The organism is Amycolatopsis kentuckyensis, from assembly GCF_041679295.1.
Lineage (GTDB): Bacteria > Actinomycetota > Actinomycetes > Mycobacteriales > Pseudonocardiaceae > Amycolatopsis > Amycolatopsis kentuckyensis_A.
On record NZ_JBGDMD010000014.1, the window covers coordinates 52,437 to 72,743 of the forward strand.

General features: G+C 70.4%; 15 protein-coding genes. 5 read left to right on the forward strand and 10 right to left on the reverse strand.

Features of this window, described 5'->3' with window-relative positions; genetic code table 11:
- Positions 1 to 91 precede the first annotated feature (91 nt).
- Entirely contained in the window at positions 92 to 1,342 is a 1,251-nt protein-coding gene (locus ACERZO_RS43385) for an FAD-dependent oxidoreductase (protein WP_372671815.1), read from the forward strand.
- Here the strand turns inward: ACERZO_RS43385 and ACERZO_RS43390 are convergent.
- The 6 genes from ACERZO_RS43390 to ACERZO_RS43415 all read right to left on the reverse strand — a co-directional run bounded on the left by ACERZO_RS43390 (position 1,339) and on the right by ACERZO_RS43415 (position 12,121).
- Positions 1,339 to 2,109, reverse strand: a complete 771-nt coding sequence (locus tag ACERZO_RS43390; RefSeq protein WP_372671816.1) for a fumarylacetoacetate hydrolase family protein — start codon at positions 2,107 to 2,109, stop codon at positions 1,339 to 1,341. The two genes, ACERZO_RS43385 and ACERZO_RS43390, sit on opposite strands and share 4 nt — an antisense overlap.
- A gap of 4 nt (positions 2,110 to 2,113) precedes the next feature.
- Positions 2,114 to 3,745: a citramalate synthase gene (cimA, locus tag ACERZO_RS43395; protein ID WP_372671817.1), complete on the reverse strand. Its 1,632-nt coding sequence runs from the start codon at positions 3,743 to 3,745 to the stop codon at positions 2,114 to 2,116.
- Between the two features lie 1,225 nt (positions 3,746 to 4,970).
- Positions 4,971 to 6,011 (reverse strand): 3-isopropylmalate dehydrogenase, encoded by a 1,041-nt coding sequence (locus tag ACERZO_RS43400; RefSeq protein ID WP_372671818.1) that lies wholly within the window; start codon positions 6,009 to 6,011, stop codon positions 4,971 to 4,973.
- Between the two features lie 228 nt (positions 6,012 to 6,239).
- The gene (locus tag ACERZO_RS43405; RefSeq protein ID WP_372671819.1) at positions 6,240 to 9,602 is read right to left on the reverse strand and encodes a S8 family peptidase; all 3,363 of its coding nucleotides are present in this window, start codon (positions 9,600 to 9,602) and stop codon (positions 6,240 to 6,242) included.
- Positions 9,603 to 9,833: 231 nt separating this feature from the next.
- Complete coding sequence (gene serA / locus ACERZO_RS43410) at positions 9,834 to 11,432, reverse strand: phosphoglycerate dehydrogenase (protein WP_372671820.1); 1,599 nt, start codon at positions 11,430 to 11,432, stop codon at positions 9,834 to 9,836.
- A gap of 125 nt (positions 11,433 to 11,557) precedes the next feature.
- On the reverse strand, positions 11,558 to 12,121 hold the full coding sequence (locus ACERZO_RS43415) for a TetR/AcrR family transcriptional regulator (RefSeq protein ID WP_372671821.1): 564 nt from the start codon (positions 12,119 to 12,121) through the stop codon (positions 11,558 to 11,560).
- 87 nt (positions 12,122 to 12,208) lie between these two features.
- On the opposite strand from ACERZO_RS43415, the gene ACERZO_RS43420 reads away from it, so the two are divergent.
- From ACERZO_RS43420 to ACERZO_RS43435, 4 genes are all read left to right on the forward strand, one after another.
- Positions 12,209 to 13,108: a TIGR03620 family F420-dependent LLM class oxidoreductase gene (locus ACERZO_RS43420; RefSeq protein WP_372671822.1), complete on the forward strand. Its 900-nt coding sequence runs from the start codon at positions 12,209 to 12,211 to the stop codon at positions 13,106 to 13,108.
- On the forward strand, positions 13,105 to 13,920 hold the full coding sequence (locus ACERZO_RS43425; RefSeq protein WP_372671823.1) for a TIGR03620 family F420-dependent LLM class oxidoreductase: 816 nt from the start codon (positions 13,105 to 13,107) through the stop codon (positions 13,918 to 13,920). Before ACERZO_RS43420 ends, ACERZO_RS43425 begins: the two co-directional genes overlap by 4 nt.
- Before the next feature lie 128 nt (positions 13,921 to 14,048).
- Entirely contained in the window at positions 14,049 to 15,377 is a 1,329-nt protein-coding gene (locus ACERZO_RS43430; RefSeq protein ID WP_372671824.1) for an ankyrin repeat domain-containing protein, read from the forward strand.
- Positions 15,378 to 15,447: 70 nt separating this feature from the next.
- On the forward strand, positions 15,448 to 16,329 hold the full coding sequence (locus ACERZO_RS43435; protein ID WP_372671825.1) for a nuclear transport factor 2 family protein: 882 nt from the start codon (positions 15,448 to 15,450) through the stop codon (positions 16,327 to 16,329).
- Here ACERZO_RS43435 and ACERZO_RS43440 read toward each other — a convergent pair.
- The 4 genes from ACERZO_RS43440 to ACERZO_RS43455 form a co-directional block, all read right to left on the reverse strand.
- Positions 16,326 to 16,604 carry a DUF397 domain-containing protein gene (locus ACERZO_RS43440; protein WP_086670329.1) on the reverse strand — a complete coding sequence of 93 codons (279 nt, stop codon included), beginning with the start codon at positions 16,602 to 16,604 and terminating at the stop codon, positions 16,326 to 16,328. The two genes, ACERZO_RS43435 and ACERZO_RS43440, sit on opposite strands and share 4 nt — an antisense overlap.
- A gap of 78 nt (positions 16,605 to 16,682) precedes the next feature.
- Positions 16,683 to 17,696, reverse strand: coding sequence for a ketol-acid reductoisomerase (gene ilvC / locus ACERZO_RS43445; RefSeq protein WP_043780773.1), 1,014 nt, complete (start codon positions 17,694 to 17,696; stop codon positions 16,683 to 16,685).
- Positions 17,697 to 17,728: 32 nt separating this feature from the next.
- The gene (ilvN, locus tag ACERZO_RS43450) at positions 17,729 to 18,235 is read right to left on the reverse strand and encodes an acetolactate synthase small subunit (RefSeq protein WP_003080760.1); all 507 of its coding nucleotides are present in this window, start codon (positions 18,233 to 18,235) and stop codon (positions 17,729 to 17,731) included.
- 2 nt (positions 18,236 to 18,237) lie between these two features.
- A complete protein-coding gene (locus ACERZO_RS43455; RefSeq protein WP_372671826.1) occupies positions 18,238 to 20,118 on the reverse strand; it encodes an acetolactate synthase large subunit in 1,881 nt (626 codons plus the stop codon).
- Between the last annotated feature and the right edge of the window lie 189 nt (positions 20,119 to 20,307).

Below are 20,307 nucleotides of genomic sequence, written 5' to 3' on the forward strand. Positions count from 1 at the left end.
CGATCAGCGTATCCGTCGCCACATCGCTTGACGCCGGGGACCGGCCGGGTGCATCCTCGGTTTATTCAACAAGCGATGAATAGATGGGGAGATGGTGGAGATGACCGAGCGCACGGGCTGCGTCGTCATCGGTGGCGGGCCCGCCGGAATGGTCACGGGACTCCTGCTGGCGCGGGCCGGTGTCGAGGTGACGGTGCTGGAGAAGCACGCGGACTTCCTGCGCGACTTCCGCGGGGACACGGTCCACCCGTCGACGCTCACGCTGCTCGACGAGCTGGGTCTCGGCGAGAGGTTCCACGCGCTGCCGCACAGCGAGCTGCGCTCGGCGGGGTTCCCGCAGGAGGACGGCGAGCTGATGAAGCTGGCCGACTTCACCCGGCTGAAGGTCCCCCACCCGTACATCGCGATGGTGCCGCAGTGGGACTTCCTCGACCTGCTCGCCGAAAGCGCCCGCAAGGAGCCGACGTTCGTCCAGCGGATGGAGACCGAGTGCACGGGCCTGGTCCGCGAGCACGGCCGGGTCGCCGGCGTCACCTACCGCACCGTGTCGGGCGAGACCGGCGAAATCCGCGCTGACCTGGTGATCGCGGCCGACGGGCGCTGGTCGCTCGCGCGTCGTGAAGCCGGCCTGGTGCCGCGCGAGTACGACTGCCCGTTCGACGTCTGGTGGTTCCGGCTCTCGCGCGGCGAGGGCGAGGAAGGCGGCATGCTGCTGCCGAAGATGCGGGACCGCCGGTTCGCGGTGCCGCTCCCCCGGCCGGACTTCTACCAGGTCGCCTACCTCGCGCCGAAGGGCGAAGACCTGCGCGCCCACGGCATCGAGGCGTTCCGCGAGAACGTCACGCAGATCTGCCCCGAGTTCCACGACCGCGTGCACGAGCTCGAGACGATGGACGACGTCAAGTTCCTCGACGTGCGGCTCAACCTGCTGCGCAAGTGGCACGTCGAGGGGCTGCTGTGCATCGGCGACGCGGCGCACGCGATGTCGCCGATCGGCGGCGTCGGCATCAACCTGGCGGTGCAGGACGCGGTCGCGGCGGCGACGCTGCTGGCCGAGCCGCTGCGCCGGGGCCGGCCCACGCAGGCCGAGCTGGCGAAGGTGCGCTCGCGGCGGCTGGCGCCGACGCTGCTGGTGCAGGGGCTGCAGCGCCTGATGCACCGGACCGTCGTGCGCGGCGTGATGAGCGGCAAGCGCAACGGCCCGCCGCTGCCGATGATCAAGGCGTTCGCGCGCTTCCCGCGGCTGTCGTACTTCCCGGCCCGGCTCCTCGGCCTCGGGCTGCGGCCGGAGCACGCTCCGGCGTTCGCCCGGCGGCCGATGGAGCCGGTCTCGCGAGGCTAGACGTTCTCGACGGGGTTGGTCAGGGTGCCGATGCCTTCGATGGTGATCGAGACGCTCTGGCCGCCCTCGATCGGGCCGACGCCCTCGGGGGTGCCGGTGAGGATGACGTCGCCGGGCAGCAGCGTCATCACGCCGGAGACGAACTCGACCAGCTCGGGGATCTTGTGGACGAGGTCCGACGTGCGGCCGTCCTGCTTCAGCTCGCCGTCGACCTCGGCCTTGAGCGAGAGGTCGGACGCGTCGAGCGACGTCTCGATCCACGGGCCGAGCGGGCAGAACGTGTCGAAGCCCTTGGCGCGGCCCCACTGGCCGTCGGACTTCTGCAGGTCGCGCGCGCTGACGTCGTTGGCGATCGTGTAGCCGAGGATCGCGCTCGCGGCGCGCGCGGCGGGCACGTTCTTCACCGGCTGGCCGATGACGATGGCCAGCTCGCCCTCGAAGTCGACCCGGCCGACGCCCGACGGACGCCGGATCGGGGCGTTCGGGCCGACGACCGTGGTGGACGGCTTGAGGAACAGCATCGGGGCGCTGGGCACCTCGTTGCCGAACTCGGCGGCGTGCTTGGCGTAGTTGCGGCCGACGGCGATCACCTTGGACGGCAGGATCGGCGCGAGCAGCCGGACGTCGGCCAGCGGCCAGCGTTTGCCGGTGAAGTTGGGGTTGCCGAACGGGTGCTCGGCGATTTCCAGGACCTGGGCGTCGTCACCGTCCCCTTCGACCGAAGCGAACGCGACACCACCGGGATGAGCAATACGGGCTAGGCGCACGGCGTCAGTCTACGTCCGTTGTTTCCGTGACCGGGGCCACGGTGGTGCTCTTGTGGACGAGCGCGTCGCAGAGGGCGAGCCAGCTGGCCTCGACGATGTTGCCGTGCACGCCGACGGTGGTCCACTCGCGTTCGCCGTCGGTGCTCTCGACCAGCACGCGCGTCACCGCGTCGGTGCCCGGGTGCCCCTGGAGGATGCGGACCTTGTAGTCGGCGAGCTCCACACTGTCCAACCAGGACAGGTGCGGGCTCAGCGCTTTCCGGAGCGCGGCGTCGAGGGCGTGCACCGGGCCGATGCCCTCGGCGGTGGCGATGACGCGCTGCCCGCCGACGTGCACCTTGACCGTGGCTTCGGACACGACCTCGGCGTCGGCGCGGTGGTCGAGGACCACGCGGTAGGACTCGAGCTCGAACGGCGCCTCGGCGGGCACGTCGGCCTCCTGGCGCAGCAGGAGCTCGAGGGAGGCGTCGGCGGCTTCGAAGGACCAGCCTTCGGATTCGAGGCGCTTGACCTTGGTGATGGCGCTCGTCAGCGCTTCGGGCCGGCCGGCAAGGTCGACCCCGAGCTCACGTCCCTTGAGCTCGAGGCTGGCCCTGCCGGCCATCTCCGTGACCAGTACCCGCATGTCGTTGCCGACGGAAGACGGATCGATGTGGTTGTACAGCAACGGATCCACCTTGATCGCGCTCGCGTGCAGTCCCGCCTTGTGGGCGAAGGCCGACGCCCCTACGTATGCCTGGTGGGTGTAGGGGGCGAGGTTGGCGATTTCGGCAAGGGCATGGGAGACCCGGGTCAGCTCGGCCGCTCCTCCGGTCGGGAGGACGTCCATGCCGAGCTTGGTCACGAGGTTCCCTGTCACGGCGAAGAGGTCGGCGTTGCCGGCCCGTTCCCCGTAACCGTTGGCGGTGCACTGGACGTGCGTCACGCCGGCCTGCACCGCGGCGACGGAGTTCGCCACGGCGCAGGAAGTGTCGTCCTGACAGTGGATCCCGAGGCGGAATCCGGTTTTTTCCTTGATGGCCCGCACGGTCTCGGCGAGGCCCAGCGGGAGCTGGCCGCCGTTGGTGTCGCACAGCACGAGCACGTCGGCACCCGCGTGGGCGGCGGCGTCGAGGACCTTGAGCGAGGTCTCGGGGGAAAACGCGTAGCCGTCGAAGAAGTGCTCGGCGTCGAGGAAAACGCGCCGGCCTTCCTTGACGAGGAATTCGACGGTGTCCCTGACCATGGCACACGCTTCGTCGACGTCGACGCGGAGGGCGCGTTCGATGTGGCGGAGATCGGACTTCGCGACGAGCGTGACGACGGGGGCTTCGCTGGCGAGCAGGGCCCGGACCTGCGGATCGGCGTCCGCGGTGGTGCCGGCCTTGCGCGTGGCCCCGAAGGCGACGAGGGCGGCGTGGTCGAGCTTCAGTTCGCCTTTCGCGGCGCGGGCGAAGAACTCCGTGTCCTTGGGAAGAGCCCCGGGCCAGCCGCCTTCGATGAACCCGACGCCGAGCTCGTCCAGCAGCCGCGCGACGGCGAGCTTGTCCTGGACGGAGTAGGAGATGCCCTCCCGCTGCGCACCGTCGCGCAGGGTCGTGTCGTAGAGGTGGAAGGCATCGCCGAGCGGCGTATCGGCGGGCTCCTGGCGGGTCACGGTCTTCTCCCAATCGTTTCGTGGCAACAAAAAAACCTCCCGCATGGGTGCGAGAGGTTGCGCGCCGGGGGCTCTTGTGGAGCTATCGTCCGGCGCGCTCGTCGATAATGATCGCGAAGCTGGTCATGGTCGCATCATGCCACAGGGGTTCGGGAGAAGTCCACAAGCTGGGTCAAGCTCCCACCATCCGGGAAGTGCGGGCCGCCCGGGACAAGCAAAGCCGGGCCGCCCGGACAAGCAAAACCCCGCCGCTCCCTGGGGGCTGACCCCGGTCCAGTCTATCGGCGCCCACCGACAAACCCGGCCGGAAAGGCGTGTCGCGGTGCGCTTGTCCACATCACAGCGATGCTGTGGACAACCTGCCGGGGACGGTCGCTGCGGAGTCCCTGGTGTCGTGAATGACTCATTCACCTCATCGGAGGACAGGGTCCCGGCAAAGTCGGATCGGTGCGGCCGGTCCGGGGGCCGGTGACGTCATGAACGAGTCGTTGATGACCACCGAAGCTCGGCATCCTGTCGAAGCGCCTCTTCGGTCCAGCGTTCCGTGGGCGGTGGTGCCGGGCGGAGCATCGCCCGCCCGGCTGGTGGAGCCCTGGCGTCAGGTGACTGGAATGGGTCATAGCGTGTGGGGCGGGGTGGGGCTTGGGGACGTGCATTCGGGTCGCGTGAGGTGGCGCGGGGGCAACTGCCCTGCCAAAGCCTTTCCGGCACCCCGAAGCTGTCATGGTGACTACGGCCGGCAACACCGCGTCAAGGCGGGAAAGATGCCTTGACCCGGCGCTGCCCGCCGTGTTCTGGCTTCGGATCGGGGTGCGGGGGAGTCTGGGTTCTCGTCGGTGCCGGTTCTCGAGGGCCTCTCGCCTTTCGCGTCGGCCTTCGTGGCGAGGCGAGACGAGGCGCAGTCGTTCAGGCGGCGGATGGCATGAACGAGCCGTTCACCTCGCCGGATGCGATGAACGAGTCGTTCATGACCACCGAAGCTCGGCGTCCCGCCGAAGCGCCTCTTCGGCCCGGCGTTCCGCGGGCAGTGGTGCCGGGCGGAGCATCGCCCCACCCGACTTTGCCGGGACCCCGTCATCGGAGGAGGTGAATGAGTCATTCACGACACCAACGCAGCCGGGACCCACCCAAAACACGACCGCCCGGCACGGCGCAAAAGCCGCAACCCCGGACACGAAAAAGCCCCGCACCAGTCGAGGCGCGGGGCTTTTCCGAAGCGAAAAACTCAGCCGGCCGTCCGCACGTTGGAAGAAACGAGCGCCGCCAACCGATCCCCGATGGCCGTGGTGGCCCCCGGCGAAGACTGGTCCCGGGTAGCCAGGTCGAAAGCCACCGAAGCCTCGATCCGCCGAGCCGCCTCCTTCTGACCCAAGTGGTCCAGCAGCAGCGAAACCGACAGCACCGCGGCAGTCGGGTCCGCGAGCCCCTGCCCGGCGATGTCCGGCGCCGACCCGTGCACCGGCTCGAACATGCTCGGGTTCCGGCGCGTGATGTCCAGGTTCCCGCTCGCCGCCAGCCCGATCCCACCGGTCACCGCGGCCGCCAGGTCCGTGATGATGTCGCCGAACAGGTTGTCCGTCACGATCACGTCGAACCGGGACGGGTCCGTCACCAGGTGGATCGTCGCCGCGTCCACGTGGGAGTACGCGACCGTCACCTCCGGGTGCTCCAGCGAGACCTCTTCGACGATCCGCGACCACAGCGAACCCGCGTACTCGAGCACGTTGGTCTTGTGCACCAGCGTCAGGTGCTTGCGGGGCCGGGCCTCGGCGCGGTTGAACGCGTCCGCGACCACGCGGCGGATGCCGAACGCCGTGTTGACGCTGACCTCCGTCGCGATCTCGTGCTCGGTGTCCTTGCGCAGCAGACCACCAGTACCCGCGTACGGGCCTTCGGTCCCCTCGCGCACGACGACCATGTCGACGTCGCCGGCGTCGGCCAGCGGGCCCCGGACACCCGGGTACAGCCGCGCCGGGCGCAGGTTGACGTGGTGGTCCATCTCGAACCGCAGGCGCAGCAGCAGGCCGCGCTCGAGGATGCCGCTCGGCACCGTCGGGTCGCCGACCGCGCCCAGCAGGATCGCGTCGTGCTGGCGGAGTTCGCCGAGCACCGACTCCGGGAGCAGCTCACCGGTCGCGTGCCACCGCGCGGCGCCGAGGTCGTAGTTCGTGATCTCCGCCGTCGGTACTACTTCGCCGAGCACCTTCAGCGCCTCGGAGACCACCTCGGGCCCGATCCCGTCTCCTGGGATCACCGCGAGCCGCATCCACACACCTCCGTCGACGAGGCCACCGGATGCACCGATGGCCCACCGCAACAAAACGCCAGCAGCCGGAAGGTTACCGGCCGTAGACAAACGGCCGTAGCCGCACCACCCTTATGCCGCATCCTCCCGCAGGGTGAGACACCCGATCGGGGGAACAGCAGCGGGGCGTCCCCGGCGGAAACCCGCCGGGAACGCCCCTGTTCCTGCACTGATCGATCTTGGCCGGGACTAGCGGTGACCAGCCCCGATCGGCTGACGCTCGTTCCCCGGCCGGGCGCCCTGGGCGGCGTCCACCTTGACCACGTTCGCCCGGTTCCCCGCGGCGTTGTGGTGCTCGATGGCGAGCAGCCCGAGGGCCTTGTCGGCCGCGGCCGAAGCGGCGTCGCGGTTGACGACCAGCGCCGTTCCCGGCTTCGCGACGTAGCCCAGCGCGGCGTCGCCGCCACCCTGCACCGAGTAGCCCGGCGCCAGCGCGTCGAACGAAAGCGGCGTGCCGACGTAGTCGATCAGCCCGTTCGTCGTGCCCGGCGCGACGTAGAAACCGCTCACACCCACCGTGTAGGAGATGCGGTGGGACTCGGCGTTGGCGTCGATGCCCAGCGCGGCCAGCGAAACCGGCAGCGTGACCACGTTCGTGTCGAACACGTTCGTGTCCACGTCGCCGAGCTGCCCGTTGACGGCCTGGACGTCCACCTGCGGGAAGCCCGGGGTCAGCGCGACCGTGACGGCCAGCAGCACGTCCGTGGACGTCGCCTTGGTCACGTAGGTCTCGAAGTCCGGCGTGCCGTCCCCGGTGGTGTCGATGTCGACGAACGGCGAGGTGTTGCTGCCGATGTTCGCCCAGTCGCCCCACGTGGACAGGCCGAACGCGAGGATCGCGTTCTCCGGCTCGCCCTGCTCCTTCGCCAGCGGCGCGGTGGACGCCGCGCCGATGTAGCGGAGGTCGCCGCCCTTGGCCGTCTTGTTCACCGTGCAGTCGGTGACCACGTCCGCGTCGCACTCGGGCAGCTGCGGGGACTCCGCCTGCAGCTCGAGCACGCTGATCAGCGAGCGGTACCGCTGCGCGCCGGTGCCCTGGTCGACGCCCTTGCCGGTCAGGTTGAGCACGGCCTGGGTGGCGTCCGGCGCGAACTTCACCGACTGCGGCGTCGAAATCGTCGACACCGGCTTCGGCGCCGAGTAGACCGACACGCGCAGCGGCACCTTCGCCCCGCTCACCGGCGTGAAGGCGACACGACCGGAAGCGTCGGCGACGAACTGCCGCGCCAGGCCGGCCTGGGTGGCCTGCATGGTCGGGTCCATGACCTTGCGCAGCGCCTTCGGGTCGGTGATCTTCAGCGTCACCTTGACCTTGGCGGTGCCGCGCGGGGTCAGCTTCACCGTCGGCTTGTCCACTGTGTACTCGACGCCGGGCAGCGCGTTGACCGCCTGGTAGGCCACGGAGTACTCGGCGGCCGTGACGCCCTTGTTGACGAGCTTGATCGTCTTCGACAGCGTCACCGGCCCGGAAGCCTCGACCGTGCCGAAGCTGACGCTGACCGCGCCCGGGTCGTCGACGACGTAGGCGAGCACCTGGTTGTCCAGCGCCGCCTTGGCGTCGATCCGGCCGCTGCCGACGCGCTGCGGCGCGTAGGTGTGGCCGGCGCCGTCGGAGACGTCGTGGCCGGCGGTGTCGATGACCGACGCCTTGACCTCCTCGACCGACCAGTCCGGGTGGGACTGGCGGACCAGCGCCGTGATGCCCGCGGTGTGCGGGGCGGCCATCGACGTGCCCGAAAGGACGGTCCGGCCGTTGCCGCTGCCGCGGAACGCCGAGGTGATCGTGTCACCGGGCGCGGCGACGTCCGGCTTGACGGCCGGGCCGCGGGTGCCGCGCGAGGTGAACGAGCTCGGGGTGTCCACGATGGTCTTGTCGTAGGTCTGGATCGAGGCGCGCCCGGCGCCGTAGAGCCGGACCTGCAGCGTGCCCGCGGTCAGCGCCGCGCGCAGCGTCTTGGTCGCGGAGCCGGTGAACTGGAACACCGGGATCGCCGCGTTGCCCGCGATGCCCGCGCTGAAGTGCTCCAAAGTGGACGAAAGCAGCGCGCCCTTCGCCCCGGTGGCCTGCGCGTTGTTGGCGCGCGCGGCCGAACCGCAGGCGCGGGTCGAGTCGTTGTCGTCCCACTCCAGGAAGACGAACTTGCCCGCCGCCTTCGCCTTGTCCGCGGCGGAGTACGGCGCGCAGCCCGCGGCGTTCGACGCGGACAGCGCGACGACCGGAGCGGTCAGGTCGAGCGTGTCGTAACCGGTGTAGTTCTGGCTGTACTGCCCGGTCTTCTGACCCGCGGCGGTCGTCGGTGCCTTGACCTCGGCGGCGTCGCGCAGGACGCCCGCGTCGCGCGTCGAGGCGACGGTCAGCGCCTCGGGGGTGTTGCCCGGGGAGCCGGCGACGTCGTTGATGTCGCCGCCGTTGCCCGCGGAGATCACCGGGAGCACGTTGTTCGCGGCGAGCTTGCGCACGAACAGCGAATCCGGGTCGTCCGGCGCGCCGAAGTCGGAACCCAGCGAGAGGTTGACGATGTCGAGGTGGTCGGTGAAGTCGCCGTCGCCGTCCGGGTCGAGCGCCCAGTCGAGCGCCTGCGAGGTGACGTTCGTCGAGCCCGCGCAGCCGAACACCTTGATGGCGTAGAGGAGCGACTTCGGCGCCGTGCCGGGGCCGATCTGCATCGCGTCGACCTTCTTGGCGTCCAGCTTCTTGTAGTCGCCCTTGAAGGTCTTGCCGTCCGCCGTGACGCCGAAGCCGCCGATGGTGCCGGCGACGTGCGTGCCGTGCTCACCGCAGGCGAGCGGGTTCGGGTCCGGCGCCGGGGTGGTCTTGCCGGGCGTCGCGGCGTCGTAGTCGTCGCCGACGAGGTCGGTGCCGCCGACGACCTTGGCGCTCGGGAAGAGCGGGGTCGGCTTGGTGCGGTCGACGCCGTTGTACGCGGCCTTGGTGCCCGGGCCGCCGAAGTCGGCGTGGGTGTAGTCGATGCCGTCGTCGATGACGCCGACGCGGACGCCGTCGCCGAACCTGCCGGTCTGCTGCCACGCGGCGAGCGTGTTGGTCAGCTGCTCGGCGCTGGCGTTGGTGCGGGTCTTCGGCACGACCGTGCGCACCGAAACGACGTCCGCGCGCTTGGCGACTTCCCGCAGCTTCGCGGCGTCGGCCGTGACGACCACGCCGGGGACCGCGTTGGCGGTCTGGGTGACGACCTGCGGCTTGGCATCGGCCGAGCGCAGCTGGCCCAGCACCGAGTTCACCGCGGCCGCGGTGTCGTCCTTCGCGACCCGGGCGGCCCGCTTGGCGGCCTCCTTGCCCTGCGGCTGCGCGGACGTGAACGCGTCGACGGCGGGCTTCTTGGCCAGCTCGACGAACGCGGTGACGCGGCCCTGCGCGGCACCGAGCCGGGGCGAAACCTTGCCCTGCAGCTTGGCGTCGTCGATCTTCGCCGGCGCCACTGGATCGGCCAGCGGCGCATCCGCCGCTGTCGCGACCGGCGCCCCGAGCGCGGCGGCGAGCACCACGGCGAAGGCCGCCGTGGTCGCGCGCGCGGGTAGGCGGGATCTGCTCATCAGTCGGCCCCTTACCCGAGGTCTGGACCCGAACCTGCCTGCCGCTCCGGACACCCCCGACGGTGAAGCGCGGCACAGCGCCGTGCCCTCGACGACGCGTGGTTCAACCTCGCGGGGAGAACTTAATGCCCCAAATCACCTACTTACGTAGGCAAAGGACTCCGTTACGTGAATGTGATTGGCGCACGAAGGCCCCCCGTCGGGTGACGAGGGGCCTTCGAAAGTGTTACTTCAGTTGAAGTCCACCGCACGGATCGTGTGCGCCCCGACCGAGGCGCCGATCGGCTCCAGCAGGTGCGCGTCGATGTGGCGGTCGACGCGCAGCAGCATCACGGCGTCGGAGCCGTCGGTCGTCTGGCTGATCTGCGCGGCCTCGATGTTGATGCCGGCCTCGCCGAGCAGCGTGCCGACGCGGCCCATCACGCCCGGGCGGTCGCCGTACTCGACCAGCAGGACCGTGCCCTCGGCGCGCAGGTCGAACCCGCGGCCGTTGACCTCGACGAGCTTCTCGACCTCGTCCTTGCCGGTGACCGAACCGGACACCGTCAGCACCTGGCCGTCCGCGTGCACCGCGCGCACGGTGACCAGGCTGCGGAACTTCGGGCTCTCCGACTCGGTCTCCAGCTCGACCTGCACGCCCAGCTTCTCCGCGAGCTGCGGCGCGTTGACGAACGTGACCTGGTCCTCGACCACGCCGGTGAACACCCCGCGCAACGCCGCCAGCTGCAGCACGCCGGTGTCCTCGCTGCTCAGCTCGCCCTTGACCTGGACGGTCACCGACGTCGGCGCCTTCGGGTTCAGGGCCGTGAGCAGCTGGCCGAGCTTCTGGGTCAGCAGCAGGTACGGGCGGACGTGCTCGCCGACCGCGCCACCGCCGGAGACGTTCACCGCGTCCGGGACGAAGTCGCCGCGCAGGGCCAGCAGCACCGACCGGGCGACGTCCGTTCCCGCACGGTCCTGCGCCTCGGCCGTCGACGCGCCCAGGTGCGGGGTCACCACGACGTTGTCCAGCTCGAACAGCGGGCTGGACGTGGTCGGCTCGGTGACGAAGACGTCGATGCCCGCACCGCCGACGTGACCCGAGCGCAGCGCGTCGGCCAGGTCCTCTTCGACGATCAGCCCGCCGCGGGCGGCGTTCACGATGATGACGCCCGGCTTGGTCTTCTTCAGCGCCTCGGCGTCGATGAGGCCCTTGGTCTCCGGCGTCTTCGGCAGGTGGATGGAGATGGCGTCGGCGCGCGACAGCAGCTCGTCGAGGGTGACGAGCTCGATGCCGAGCTGGCCCGCGCGCGCGGCCGAGACGTAGGGGTCGTAGGCGATGATCTTCGTGTCGAACGCGGCGAGGCGCTGGGCGAACAGCTGGCCGATCTTGCCGAGGCCGACCACGCCGATCGTCTTGCCCTGCAGCTCCACGCCGGAGAACGAGCTGCGCTTCCACTCGCCGCCGCGCAGGCTCTGGCTGGCGGCCGGGACGCGGCGCGCGACCGCCAGCAGCAGCGCGACGGCGTGCTCGGCGGCGGAAACGATGTTGGACGTCGGCGCGTTGACGACCAGGACGCCGCGCTCGGTGGCGGCGGGCACCTCGACGTTGTCCAGGCCGACGCCGGCGCGGGCGACGACCTTCAGGTGCGTCGTGGCGCCGAGGACCTCGGCGTCGACCTGGGTGGCGGAGCGGACCAGCAGCGCGTCGGCGCTCTTCACCGCCTCGAGCAGCGCGGATCGGTCCGTGCCGTCGACGTGCCGGACCTCCACCTCGTCACCGAAGACGCTCAGCACGGAGGGGGCGAGCTTCTCCGCGATGAGGACGACGGGTTTGCTGGGCTTGCTCACGATGCGGCTCCCACTATCTGGTCATTTCCAGGACGCTCTGTGTCGACAAAGGGTCTCAGCACGCCGTTGTGCCCCGGTCGAGGCGGAGTTTAACCCGCAGGACCGTCCGCTGGCTTCTCCCGGTGTTAACTCACCCGTAATCCCTCGAAAACAAGAGCCAGGAGGCGTTGCATGCCCCCGGGGCTCGGCAGGTGCCCGCCCGCCCAGGATGCCGCGTGCAGCAACAGAAGGAGCTCGTGCGTGGTGACGTCGGGGCGAAGTTCGCCTTCCCGCTTCGCGCGTTCCACCAGATGGGAACCGGCTTCCCGCATCGCGTGACACGATTCGTACAACCGGGACGTTTCGTCGCTGAGCGCGTCGGCGGTGAGCTCCACCAGGCCGCGGAACGTGCCGGTCGCGTCGCCGAGCCCGGCCAGCCAGGCCTGCAGCGCGTTCAGCGGCTCCGGGTGGGCCAGCAGTTCCCGCGCGCGCTCGGCCTGGCCGTCGAACCGGGCCCGCAGCAGCGTCTCGAGCAAGGCGTCGCGCGTCGGGAAGTGCCGGTAGAGCGTGCCGATGCCGACCCCGGCGCGGCGCGCGATGTCTTCCAGCGACGCCTCGACGCCGTGCTCGGCGAAGGCGCGCTGCGCCTCTTCGAGGAGGCGCTCGTAGTTGCGGCGGGCGTCCGCGCGCATCGGCTTGACTTCGGTCATCGCCCTTCCGACCCTACCGGGTAGCCAATCGGAGGCTACCTCCGTATATTAACCGGAGGCAGCCTCACATTACTGGAGGGAACGAGGATGACCTTGATCGAAGACACGCGGGCGCGGCTCGGCGCGGTCGGCGCCTGGCTGCCCAGCGCGCCCCTGGCACCACCCCCGGACGTCGAACGCGCGGCCACCCGGCGGCTCGCCGAAGCCGGCTACGGCTCGGTGTGGAGCGGCGAAGGACCCGGCACCCGCGAGGTGTTCGCCCACTTCGGCGACCTGCTGGCCACGGTGCCGGACGTCGTGCTCGGCACCGGCATCGCGAACACCTGGCTGCGGCGCGGAACGACCGCGTACAAGGGCGGGGCGACGCTCGCCCAGGCCCACCCGGGCCGGTTCGTGCTCGGCATCGGCGTCGGGCACGCGTTCCAGGCGGCGAAGCTCGGCGAGGACTACCGGCCGATCGACCGGATGCGGGACTACCTGTCCGAAATGGACGAAGCTGCGGCCGAAAGCCCTTCGCCGGTGGCGTTTCCGCGCGTGCTGGCCGCCGTGGGGCCGCGGATGCTGGAGCTGTCGCGCGACCACGCCGACGGCGCGCACCCGTTCGCCCAGCCCGTCTCGCACACGCCGTACGCACGGGAAATCCTCGGACCGGACAAGCTGCTGATCCCCCAGCAGACCGTGCTGCTCGGCAGCCGTGAGGACGCCCGGGAGAGCGTGCGGCGTCGGGTGGCGCAGTCGCGGGAGTACTCCGTCACCGTGTACCTCGCGGGCTGGAAACGGCTCGGCTACACCGAAGCCGACATCGCCGGGCCGAGCGACCGGTTCGTCGACGACCTCGTCCTGTGGGGCGACGCGGCGACCATCGCGAAACGCCTCGGCGAACTCCTGGACGCGGGTGCGGACCACGTGCTGCTGACCCCGTCCGCGGCTTCGTTCGAATCCACTGTGGACGCCCTGCTCGACCTGGCCCCGGAGGTGCTCCGATGAGCGTGGGAATCTGGCGGTTCTTCGACGGCGCCTCGAGCACCGAGCTGCGCGAAACCGCCGCCGAGGTGGAGGAACTCGGCTTCGACGCGATCTGGTTCGGCGAGTTCGCCGGCCGGGAAGCGTTCACGCAGGCGGGGTTGCTGCTCGCGGCGACGTCGAAGCTGACGGTCGCCACCGGGGTCGCGCGGTTCGACCAGCGCTCCCCTCTCGCCGCGGAAGGCGCCGTCCGGGCGCTGGGCGAGGCGTACCCGGGCCGGTTCGTCGCCGGGCTGGGCGGGCACCGGCCGGGCGCGCGGCCGCTGACGGCGTTGCGCGAGTACCTCGACGGGATGGACGCGGCCGAGCTGCCGGGCCTGCCCCAGCCGTCGCCCCGCCCGCGCCGGGTGCTCGCGGCGCTGGGCCCGAAACTGCTGGACCTGGCGGCCGAACGCGCCGACGGCGCCCACCCGTACTTCGTCCCGCCGGAGCACACCGCGATGGCGCGCGAGCGGCTCGGACCGGGCAAGTACCTCGCCGTCGAGCAGGCGGTGGTGCTCGACGCGGACGCCCGGGACGTGGCCCGGGAGCACGTCGGCCTGTACGTCCGGCAGGCCCCGCACCACCAGCAAAACCTGCGCCGGCTCGGCTTCACCGACGACGACCTGGCCGACGGCGGCAGCGACCGCCTGGTCGACGCCATCGTCGTGACCGGCGAACAGGCGGTCGCGGACCGGATCCGCGCCCACCTCGACGCGGGCGCCGACCACGTCTGCGTCCAGGTGCTGGCCCGCACGGAGAAGTCCTACCGCCGGTTGGCCGATCTCCGGCCCTGACCGGGGTAGGCTGGCGGGGCGCGGCAGGGGCCGCGTCCCGTCCGCGGAAAGGGCCGAGCCCACCCCCGTTTCACCGCACCACCAGCTACGCACCTTCTTTCCTGCCCGGTGCCGGCGGACCACGGGCGATGAGGAAAGGAGGCACGACCGTGCCCGGTGGACTCAACCTCGAACAACTCCGCAAGCGCGCGAAAGAGCTCGCGCGCGCCGAAGGCGTCCAGCTCGCCGAAGCGCAGTTCCGGATCGCCCGCGACCACGGTTTCCCGAGCTGGCCGAAGCTGCGCGCGTACGTCCGGCGCGTCACCGAACACGGCGAAACCCTGCAGCACCCGTACCACCAGGACGTCGAGTACTACGCCGAGCGCGCGCTCGGCCTGCTCGCCTCGGCCGAGGACGAGACGCCCGGCGCACGCGAGCCGTTCGACCGCTGGGAACAGCCATTCACTCGTGACGGCGCCCGCGCGGTCGTCGCCCGGGAACACGGATTCGTTTCCTGGAAAGCACTCCGCGCGCACGTCAAGTCCCTTGTGGACAGCGGCGAGCCGTTCGCCCGCGCGTACCGGGCGGTCGAAGCCAGGGACCTCGACGGCCTCGGAAAGCTCCTCGACGAGTTCCCCGGGCTCGTCACCGCCCGCGGCACCAACGGCAACGACCTGCTCGGCATGGCCGGCGCGACGTGCGACGAACGGCTCAGCCGGCTCCTGCTCGACCACGGCGCCGACCCGGCGCGCGGCAACGTCCACGGCTGGACACCCCTGCACCAGGCCGCCTACAGCAACCTGCCGCACCTGCTCGGCCTGCTGCTGGAGCGCGGCGCCCCGGTCGACGTCCCGGCCCGCGGCGACGGCGGCACTCCCCTGGTCGTCGCCCTGTTCTGGGGCCACCGCGAAGCCGCCGAGACGCTCGCGAAGCACAGCCGGGCGCCGGGCAACCTGCGCGTCGCGGCCGGGCTCGGCGACACCGCCTTCATCGACGAGCTCCTGACGTCGGGCAATCCCGGCGCCCACCGGGGTTTCTACCGGCCCCACAGCGGTTTCCCGGCCTGGCAGCCGACCGATGACCCCGCCGAGGTCGTGGACGAAGCCCTGTCCTGGGCCGCCCGCAACGACCGCGTCGAAGCTCTGCGAGCGCTGGTCGCGCGGGGCGCCGACGTGAACGCCGACGTCTACCGCGGCACGGCCCTGACGTGGGCGGCGGCGCAGGGCAGGCTCGCCGCCGTCCGGACGCTCCTGGACCTCGGCGCCGACGTGAACCACCGGAGCACGTTCGGCGGGCCGAACCATGGCGAAGGCGTCACAGCCCTGCACCTCGCCGCGCAGTCCGGGCACCTCGACGTCATCCGCGCCCTGGTCGAAAACGGCGCGGACGTCGGCGCGCGCGACGCGCGCTTCGACAGCACCCCGGCGACGTGGGCGGAGGTGTGCGAGCAGCCGGCCGCCCGGGCCCTCCTTCGCTAGACAACCGGAGTCTGTAGTCCGTATCGTTATAGACGGACTACAGACTCCGTTTTGCCCACTGGGAGGATCCATGACCACACCTCGCGACGTCTTCACCGCGTTGTCCGACGGCATCAGCGAAGGACGCTTCGCCGACCTGTCCGCGCTCTACGCCGAAGACACCGTCGTCGAGCACCCGCAGGCCGTGCCGCGGCCGACGCGCATCACCGGCCGCGCGGCGGTCCACGAGCGGTTCACCGGCGTCCTCGCCGGCGCGCTGCGGCTCACGCGCAAGAACGTCGTCGTCCACGAGACGACCGACCCCGAGGTCATCGTCGCCGAATACGACTACGACGCCGAGTCGGTCGAAACCGGCCGCACGATCGCGACGGCCAACATCCAGGTGCTGCGCGTCTCGGGCGGCTTGATCGTCCACTCCCGCGACTACCACGACTACCTGCGCCTCGCGGCGATCCGTGACGGCGTCGACCAGCTCGCGAAGGCGTACGAGCAGGCACCGCCGCGTGAGTTGTCGCCGATCGGGCCACGGACGTCGAGCGACCCGGCGAGCCGGCGCGGGGTGTTCGAGCGGCTCGTCTACGGCGTCTCGGACAAGCGCGGCGAAGAGCTGGCGGAGCTGTACGCCGAGGAAACGCACGTCACGCACCCGTTCCAGCCGGGCTCGGCCGTGGTCCGGACGCGCGAAGAGCTGCGGGCGCACTTCAAGCAGGCCGCGGGGATGGGCGTCGACTTCGAGGCGACCGACCTGGTCACCTACGAGGGCACCGATCCCGAGGTGCTGATCGCCGAATTCGCCTACCAGGGCGAGTACGCCGGCCGCCCGGTACGGATCGCCAACATCTTCGCCATGCGCATCCGCGACGGCTTGGTCGTCGAGTCCCGCGACTACGGCGACCACCTCGGCATCGCCGGCGACCTCGGCACGATCCCCGAGCTGGCCGCGAAGCTTTAGGCCTCCGCGAGGTCCTCGGGCAGGTCGAACTCGCCGTCGCGGACGCCCTTGACGAACGCGTCCCACTCCGACGGCGTGAAGACGAGGATGACGCCGTCCGGCTTCGCCGACTGCCGCATGGCGGTGTAGGTGACGCCGTCGGTGTGCTCGATGAAGGCGTACTCGACGCAGTCGTCGAGGGTGACGCCCTCCGGCTCCGCCCGGATCCACTCCGCCTTCGTGAAGTCGAGGTGGTGCCGGATGTGCGCCTTGTCGTCGACCGGCTGCTCACTCATGTCGCAAGCGTAGCGAAACGACCACCGAACGCACCGAAGGGGACGCCCGCAACGGACGTCCCCTTCGGCTGGTGTGACTCAGGCGGTCTCGGTGATCGGCCGGTCCACCCACGACATCAGGTCGCGCAGCTTCTTGCCGGTCGCCTCGATCGGGTGCTGGTTGCCCTGCTCCTCGAGCTTGGTGAAGTTCGGCCGGCCGGCCTCGTCCTCGGCGACCCATTCGCGGGCGAACGTGCCGTCCTGGATCTCGCCGAGGATCTTCTTCATCTCTTCCTTGACCGCCGGCGAGATGACGCGCGGGCCGCGGGTCAGGTCGCCGTACTCGGCGGTGTCGGAGATCGAGTAGCGCTGGCGGGCGATGCCGCCCTCGTACATGAGGTCGACGATCAGCTTCAGCTCGTGCAGCACCTCGAAGTAGGCGATCTCCGGGGCGTAGCCGGCCTCGGTGAGCACCTCGAAACCGGTCTGCACCAGCGCGGACGCGCCACCGCAGAGCACGGCCTGCTCACCGAAGAGGTCGGTCTCGGTCTCTTCCTTGAACGTCGTCTTGATGACGCCGGCGCGCGCGCCACCGATGGCGGCGGCGTAGGAGAGGGCGAGCGCCTGGGCGTTGCCGGAGGCGTCCTGCTCCACGGCGATGAGCGCCGGGACGCCCTTGCCGTCGACGAACTGGCGGCGGACCAGGTGGCCCGGGCCCTTCGGGGCGACCATCGCGACGTCGACGTTCGCCGGCGGCTTGATCAGGTCGTAGCGGATGTTGAAGCCGTGCCCGAAGAAGATCGCGTCGCCGTCCTTGAGGTTCGGCGCGATGTCCTGCTCGTAGATGAAGCGCTGCTTGGTGTCCGGCGCCAGGATCATGATCAGGTCGGCCTCGGCCGACGCCTCGGCCGGGGTGAGCACGCGCAGGCCCTGCTCCTCGGCCTTCGCCCGCGACTTGGACCCCTCGGGCAGGCCGATGCGGACGTCGACGCCGGAGTCGCGCAGGCTCAGCGAGTGGGCGTGGCCCTGGCTGCCGTAGCCGATGACAGCGACCTTGCGCCCCTGGATGATCGAGAGGTCGGCGTCGTCGTCGTAGAAGATTTCCACTGCCATGGGGGTACTGCTTCCTTTCCTGACTTACATTCTCAACGCGGGGAGGTGGCGGTGATCGAACGGGCGCCTCGGCCCACCGCGACCATGCCGGACTGCACGAGCTCGCGGATGCCATACGGCTCCAGCATCCGCAGCAACGCACCGATCTTGTCGGACGTCCCGGTGGCCTCGACGGTGAGCGCCTCAGGAGAGACGTCCACCACCTTGGCCCGGAAGAGCTGGACGGTTTCGAGGACCTGGCTGCGCACGGTGTTGTCGGCGCGAACCTTCACGAGCAGCAGTTCACGCTGCACGGCGGTCGACTGCTCCAGCTCGACGATCTTGATCACGTTGACCAGCTTGTTGAGCTGCTTCGTCACCTGTTCGAGCGGTAGCTCTTCCACGGCGACCACGATCGTCATGCGGGACACCTCGGGGTTTTCCGTGGGCCCGACGGCGAGGGACTCGATGTTGAACCCGCGGCGGGAGAACAGGCCCGAGACGCGCGCGAGCACACCGGGCTTGTTCTCGACCAGGACACTCAGGGTGTGGACGCTCATCGTCAGCGCTCACCTTCCGCGGCGGCTTCGGTCGTCTCGACCGAAACCTCGTCGTCGTCGAACAGCGGCCGGATGCCCCGGACCGCCATGATCTCGTCGTTGCCGGTGCCCGCGGCGACCATCGGCCACACCTGGGCATCCTTCCCCACGACGAAGTCGATCACGACGGGGCGGTCGTTGATCTCCATCGCGCGGCGGATGGTGGCGTCGACGTCTTCCTTCGTCTCGCAGCGCAGGCCGGCGCAGCCGAGCGCCTCGGCCAGCAGCACGAAGTCCGGGATGCGGTGCTTGTGCGTGCCGAGGTCGGTGTTGGAGTACCGCTCCGAGTAGAAGAGGTTCTGCCACTGCCGGACCATGCCCAGGTTGCCGTTGTTGATGACGGCGACCTTGATCGGCGCGCCCTCGATGGCGCAGGTGGCCAGCTCCTGGTTGGTCATCTGGAAGCAGCCGTCGCCGTCGATCGCCCACACCGGGGTGTCCGGGACGCCGAACTGCGCGCCCATCGCGGCCGGCACGGCGAAGCCCATCGTGCCGAGACCGCCGGAGTTGATCCAGGTGCGCGGATTCTCGTACTTGACGAACTGCGCGGCCCACATCTGGTGCTGGCCGACGCCGGCGGCGTACACCGCGTCCGGGCCGACGAGCTCGCCGATCCGCTCGATGACGTACTGCGGCGACAGCGAACCGTCGTCCGGCCACTCGTAACCGGCCGGGTAGGTCTTGCGCCAGTCGTCCAGCAGCGTCCACCAGTCGGCGAGGTCGGGCTTGCTGCCGTGCTCGAACTCCGTGGTGACGGCGGCGATCAGCTCGCCGATGATCTCCTTGCAGTCGCCCACGATCGGCACGTCGGCCTTGCGGTTCTTGGAGATCTCGGCCGGGTCGATGTCGGCGTGCACGATCGCGGCGTCCGGCGCGAACGACGACAGCTGGCCGGTGACCCGGTCGTCGAACCGGGCGCCGAGCGCGACCAGCAGGTCGGCGCGCTGCATCGACGCGACCGCGGCGACCGAGCCGTGCATGCCCGGCATGCCGAGGTGCTGCGGGTGCGAGTCGGGGAACGCGCCGCGCGCCATCAGCGTCGTGACGACCGGGATGCCGGTCAGCTCGGCGAGCTGCTTCAGCTGCTCGTGCGCCTCCGCCTTGATGACGCCGCCACCGACGTAGAGCACCGGGCGGCGCGACTTCGCGATGAGCTTCGCGGCTTCGCGGACCTGCTTGCCGTGCGGGCGCAGCGTGGGGCGGTAGCCCGGCAGCCGCAGCTCCGTCGGCCAGGAGAACGAGGTCATCTCCTGCAGCACGTCCTTGGGGATGTCCACCAGGACCGGGCCGGGTCGGCCCGTGGACGCCAGGTGGAACGCCTCGGCGATCGTCCGCGGGATGTCCACGGGGTCGGTGACGAGGAAGTTGTGCTTGGTGATCGGCATGGTGATGCCGCAGATGTCGGCTTCCTGGAACGCGTCCGTGCCGATCAGCGCCCGGGACTGCTGCCCGGTGATGGCGACGACCGGGACGGAGTCCATGTTCGCGTCGGCCAGCGGGGTGACCAGGTTGGTCGCGCCCGGGCCCGACGTCGCCATGCAGACACCGACCTTGCCGGTGGCCTGCGCGTAGCCGGTGGCGGCGTGGCCGGCGCCCTGCTCGTGGCGGACCAGGACGTGACGGACCTTCGTCGAGTCCAGCAGCGGGTCGTAGGCGGGCAGGATGGTGCCGCCCGGAATGCCGAAGACCACCTCGGCGCCGACCGCCTCGAGCGAGCGCACGAGGGACTGCGCGCCGGTGACGCGCACCGGGGTTCCCGCCGGTGGCGCCGGCTTCGGACGTGCTCCGGGCGTTCCGGGCGTCGGCCCGGGTTTCGCGTCGCTGCGCGACGTGGCACTGGTCATCGGATCTGCCTCGTGGGTCTCGGTGTCACTCGTTCGGGTCTTTTTTGAGCTCTATCGGTGCGGTGGGGCGGGGAATCTCTTCCCTAGGGCAACAAAAAACCCTCGCCGACCGTAAGGTCGCACGAGGGTTCGCGCGTCGACGCAGCGGAAAGTCTTCCCTAAGCGTCGACGCGCTTGGGAAGTACGAGG

Coding starts and splice junctions, on each gene's coding strand:
- ACERZO_RS43385 (WP_372671815.1), top strand. CDS start 92: ATGGTGGAGATGACCGAGCGCACGGGCTGCGTCGTCATCGGTGGCGGG.
- ACERZO_RS43400 (WP_372671818.1), bottom strand. CDS start 6,011: ATGCGGCTCGCGGTGATCCCAGGAGACGGGATCGGGCCCGAGGTGGTC.
- ACERZO_RS43405 (WP_372671819.1), bottom strand. CDS start 9,602: ATGAGCAGATCCCGCCTACCCGCGCGCGCGACCACGGCGGCCTTCGCC.
- ACERZO_RS43415 (WP_372671821.1), bottom strand. CDS start 12,121: ATGACCGAAGTCAAGCCGATGCGCGCGGACGCCCGCCGCAACTACGAG.
- ACERZO_RS43420 (WP_372671822.1), top strand. CDS start 12,209: ATGACCTTGATCGAAGACACGCGGGCGCGGCTCGGCGCGGTCGGCGCC.
- ACERZO_RS43425 (WP_372671823.1), top strand. CDS start 13,105: ATGAGCGTGGGAATCTGGCGGTTCTTCGACGGCGCCTCGAGCACCGAG.
- ACERZO_RS43430 (WP_372671824.1), top strand. CDS start 14,049: ATGAGGAAAGGAGGCACGACCGTGCCCGGTGGACTCAACCTCGAACAA.
- ACERZO_RS43435 (WP_372671825.1), top strand. CDS start 15,448: ATGACCACACCTCGCGACGTCTTCACCGCGTTGTCCGACGGCATCAGC.
- ACERZO_RS43440 (WP_086670329.1), bottom strand. CDS start 16,604: ATGAGTGAGCAGCCGGTCGACGACAAGGCGCACATCCGGCACCACCTC.
- ilvC (WP_043780773.1), bottom strand. CDS start 17,696: ATGGCAGTGGAAATCTTCTACGACGACGACGCCGACCTCTCGATCATC.
- ilvN (WP_003080760.1), bottom strand. CDS start 18,235: ATGAGCGTCCACACCCTGAGTGTCCTGGTCGAGAACAAGCCCGGTGTG.
- ACERZO_RS43455 (WP_372671826.1), bottom strand. CDS start 20,118: ATGACCAGTGCCACGTCGCGCAGCGACGCGAAACCCGGGCCGACGCCC.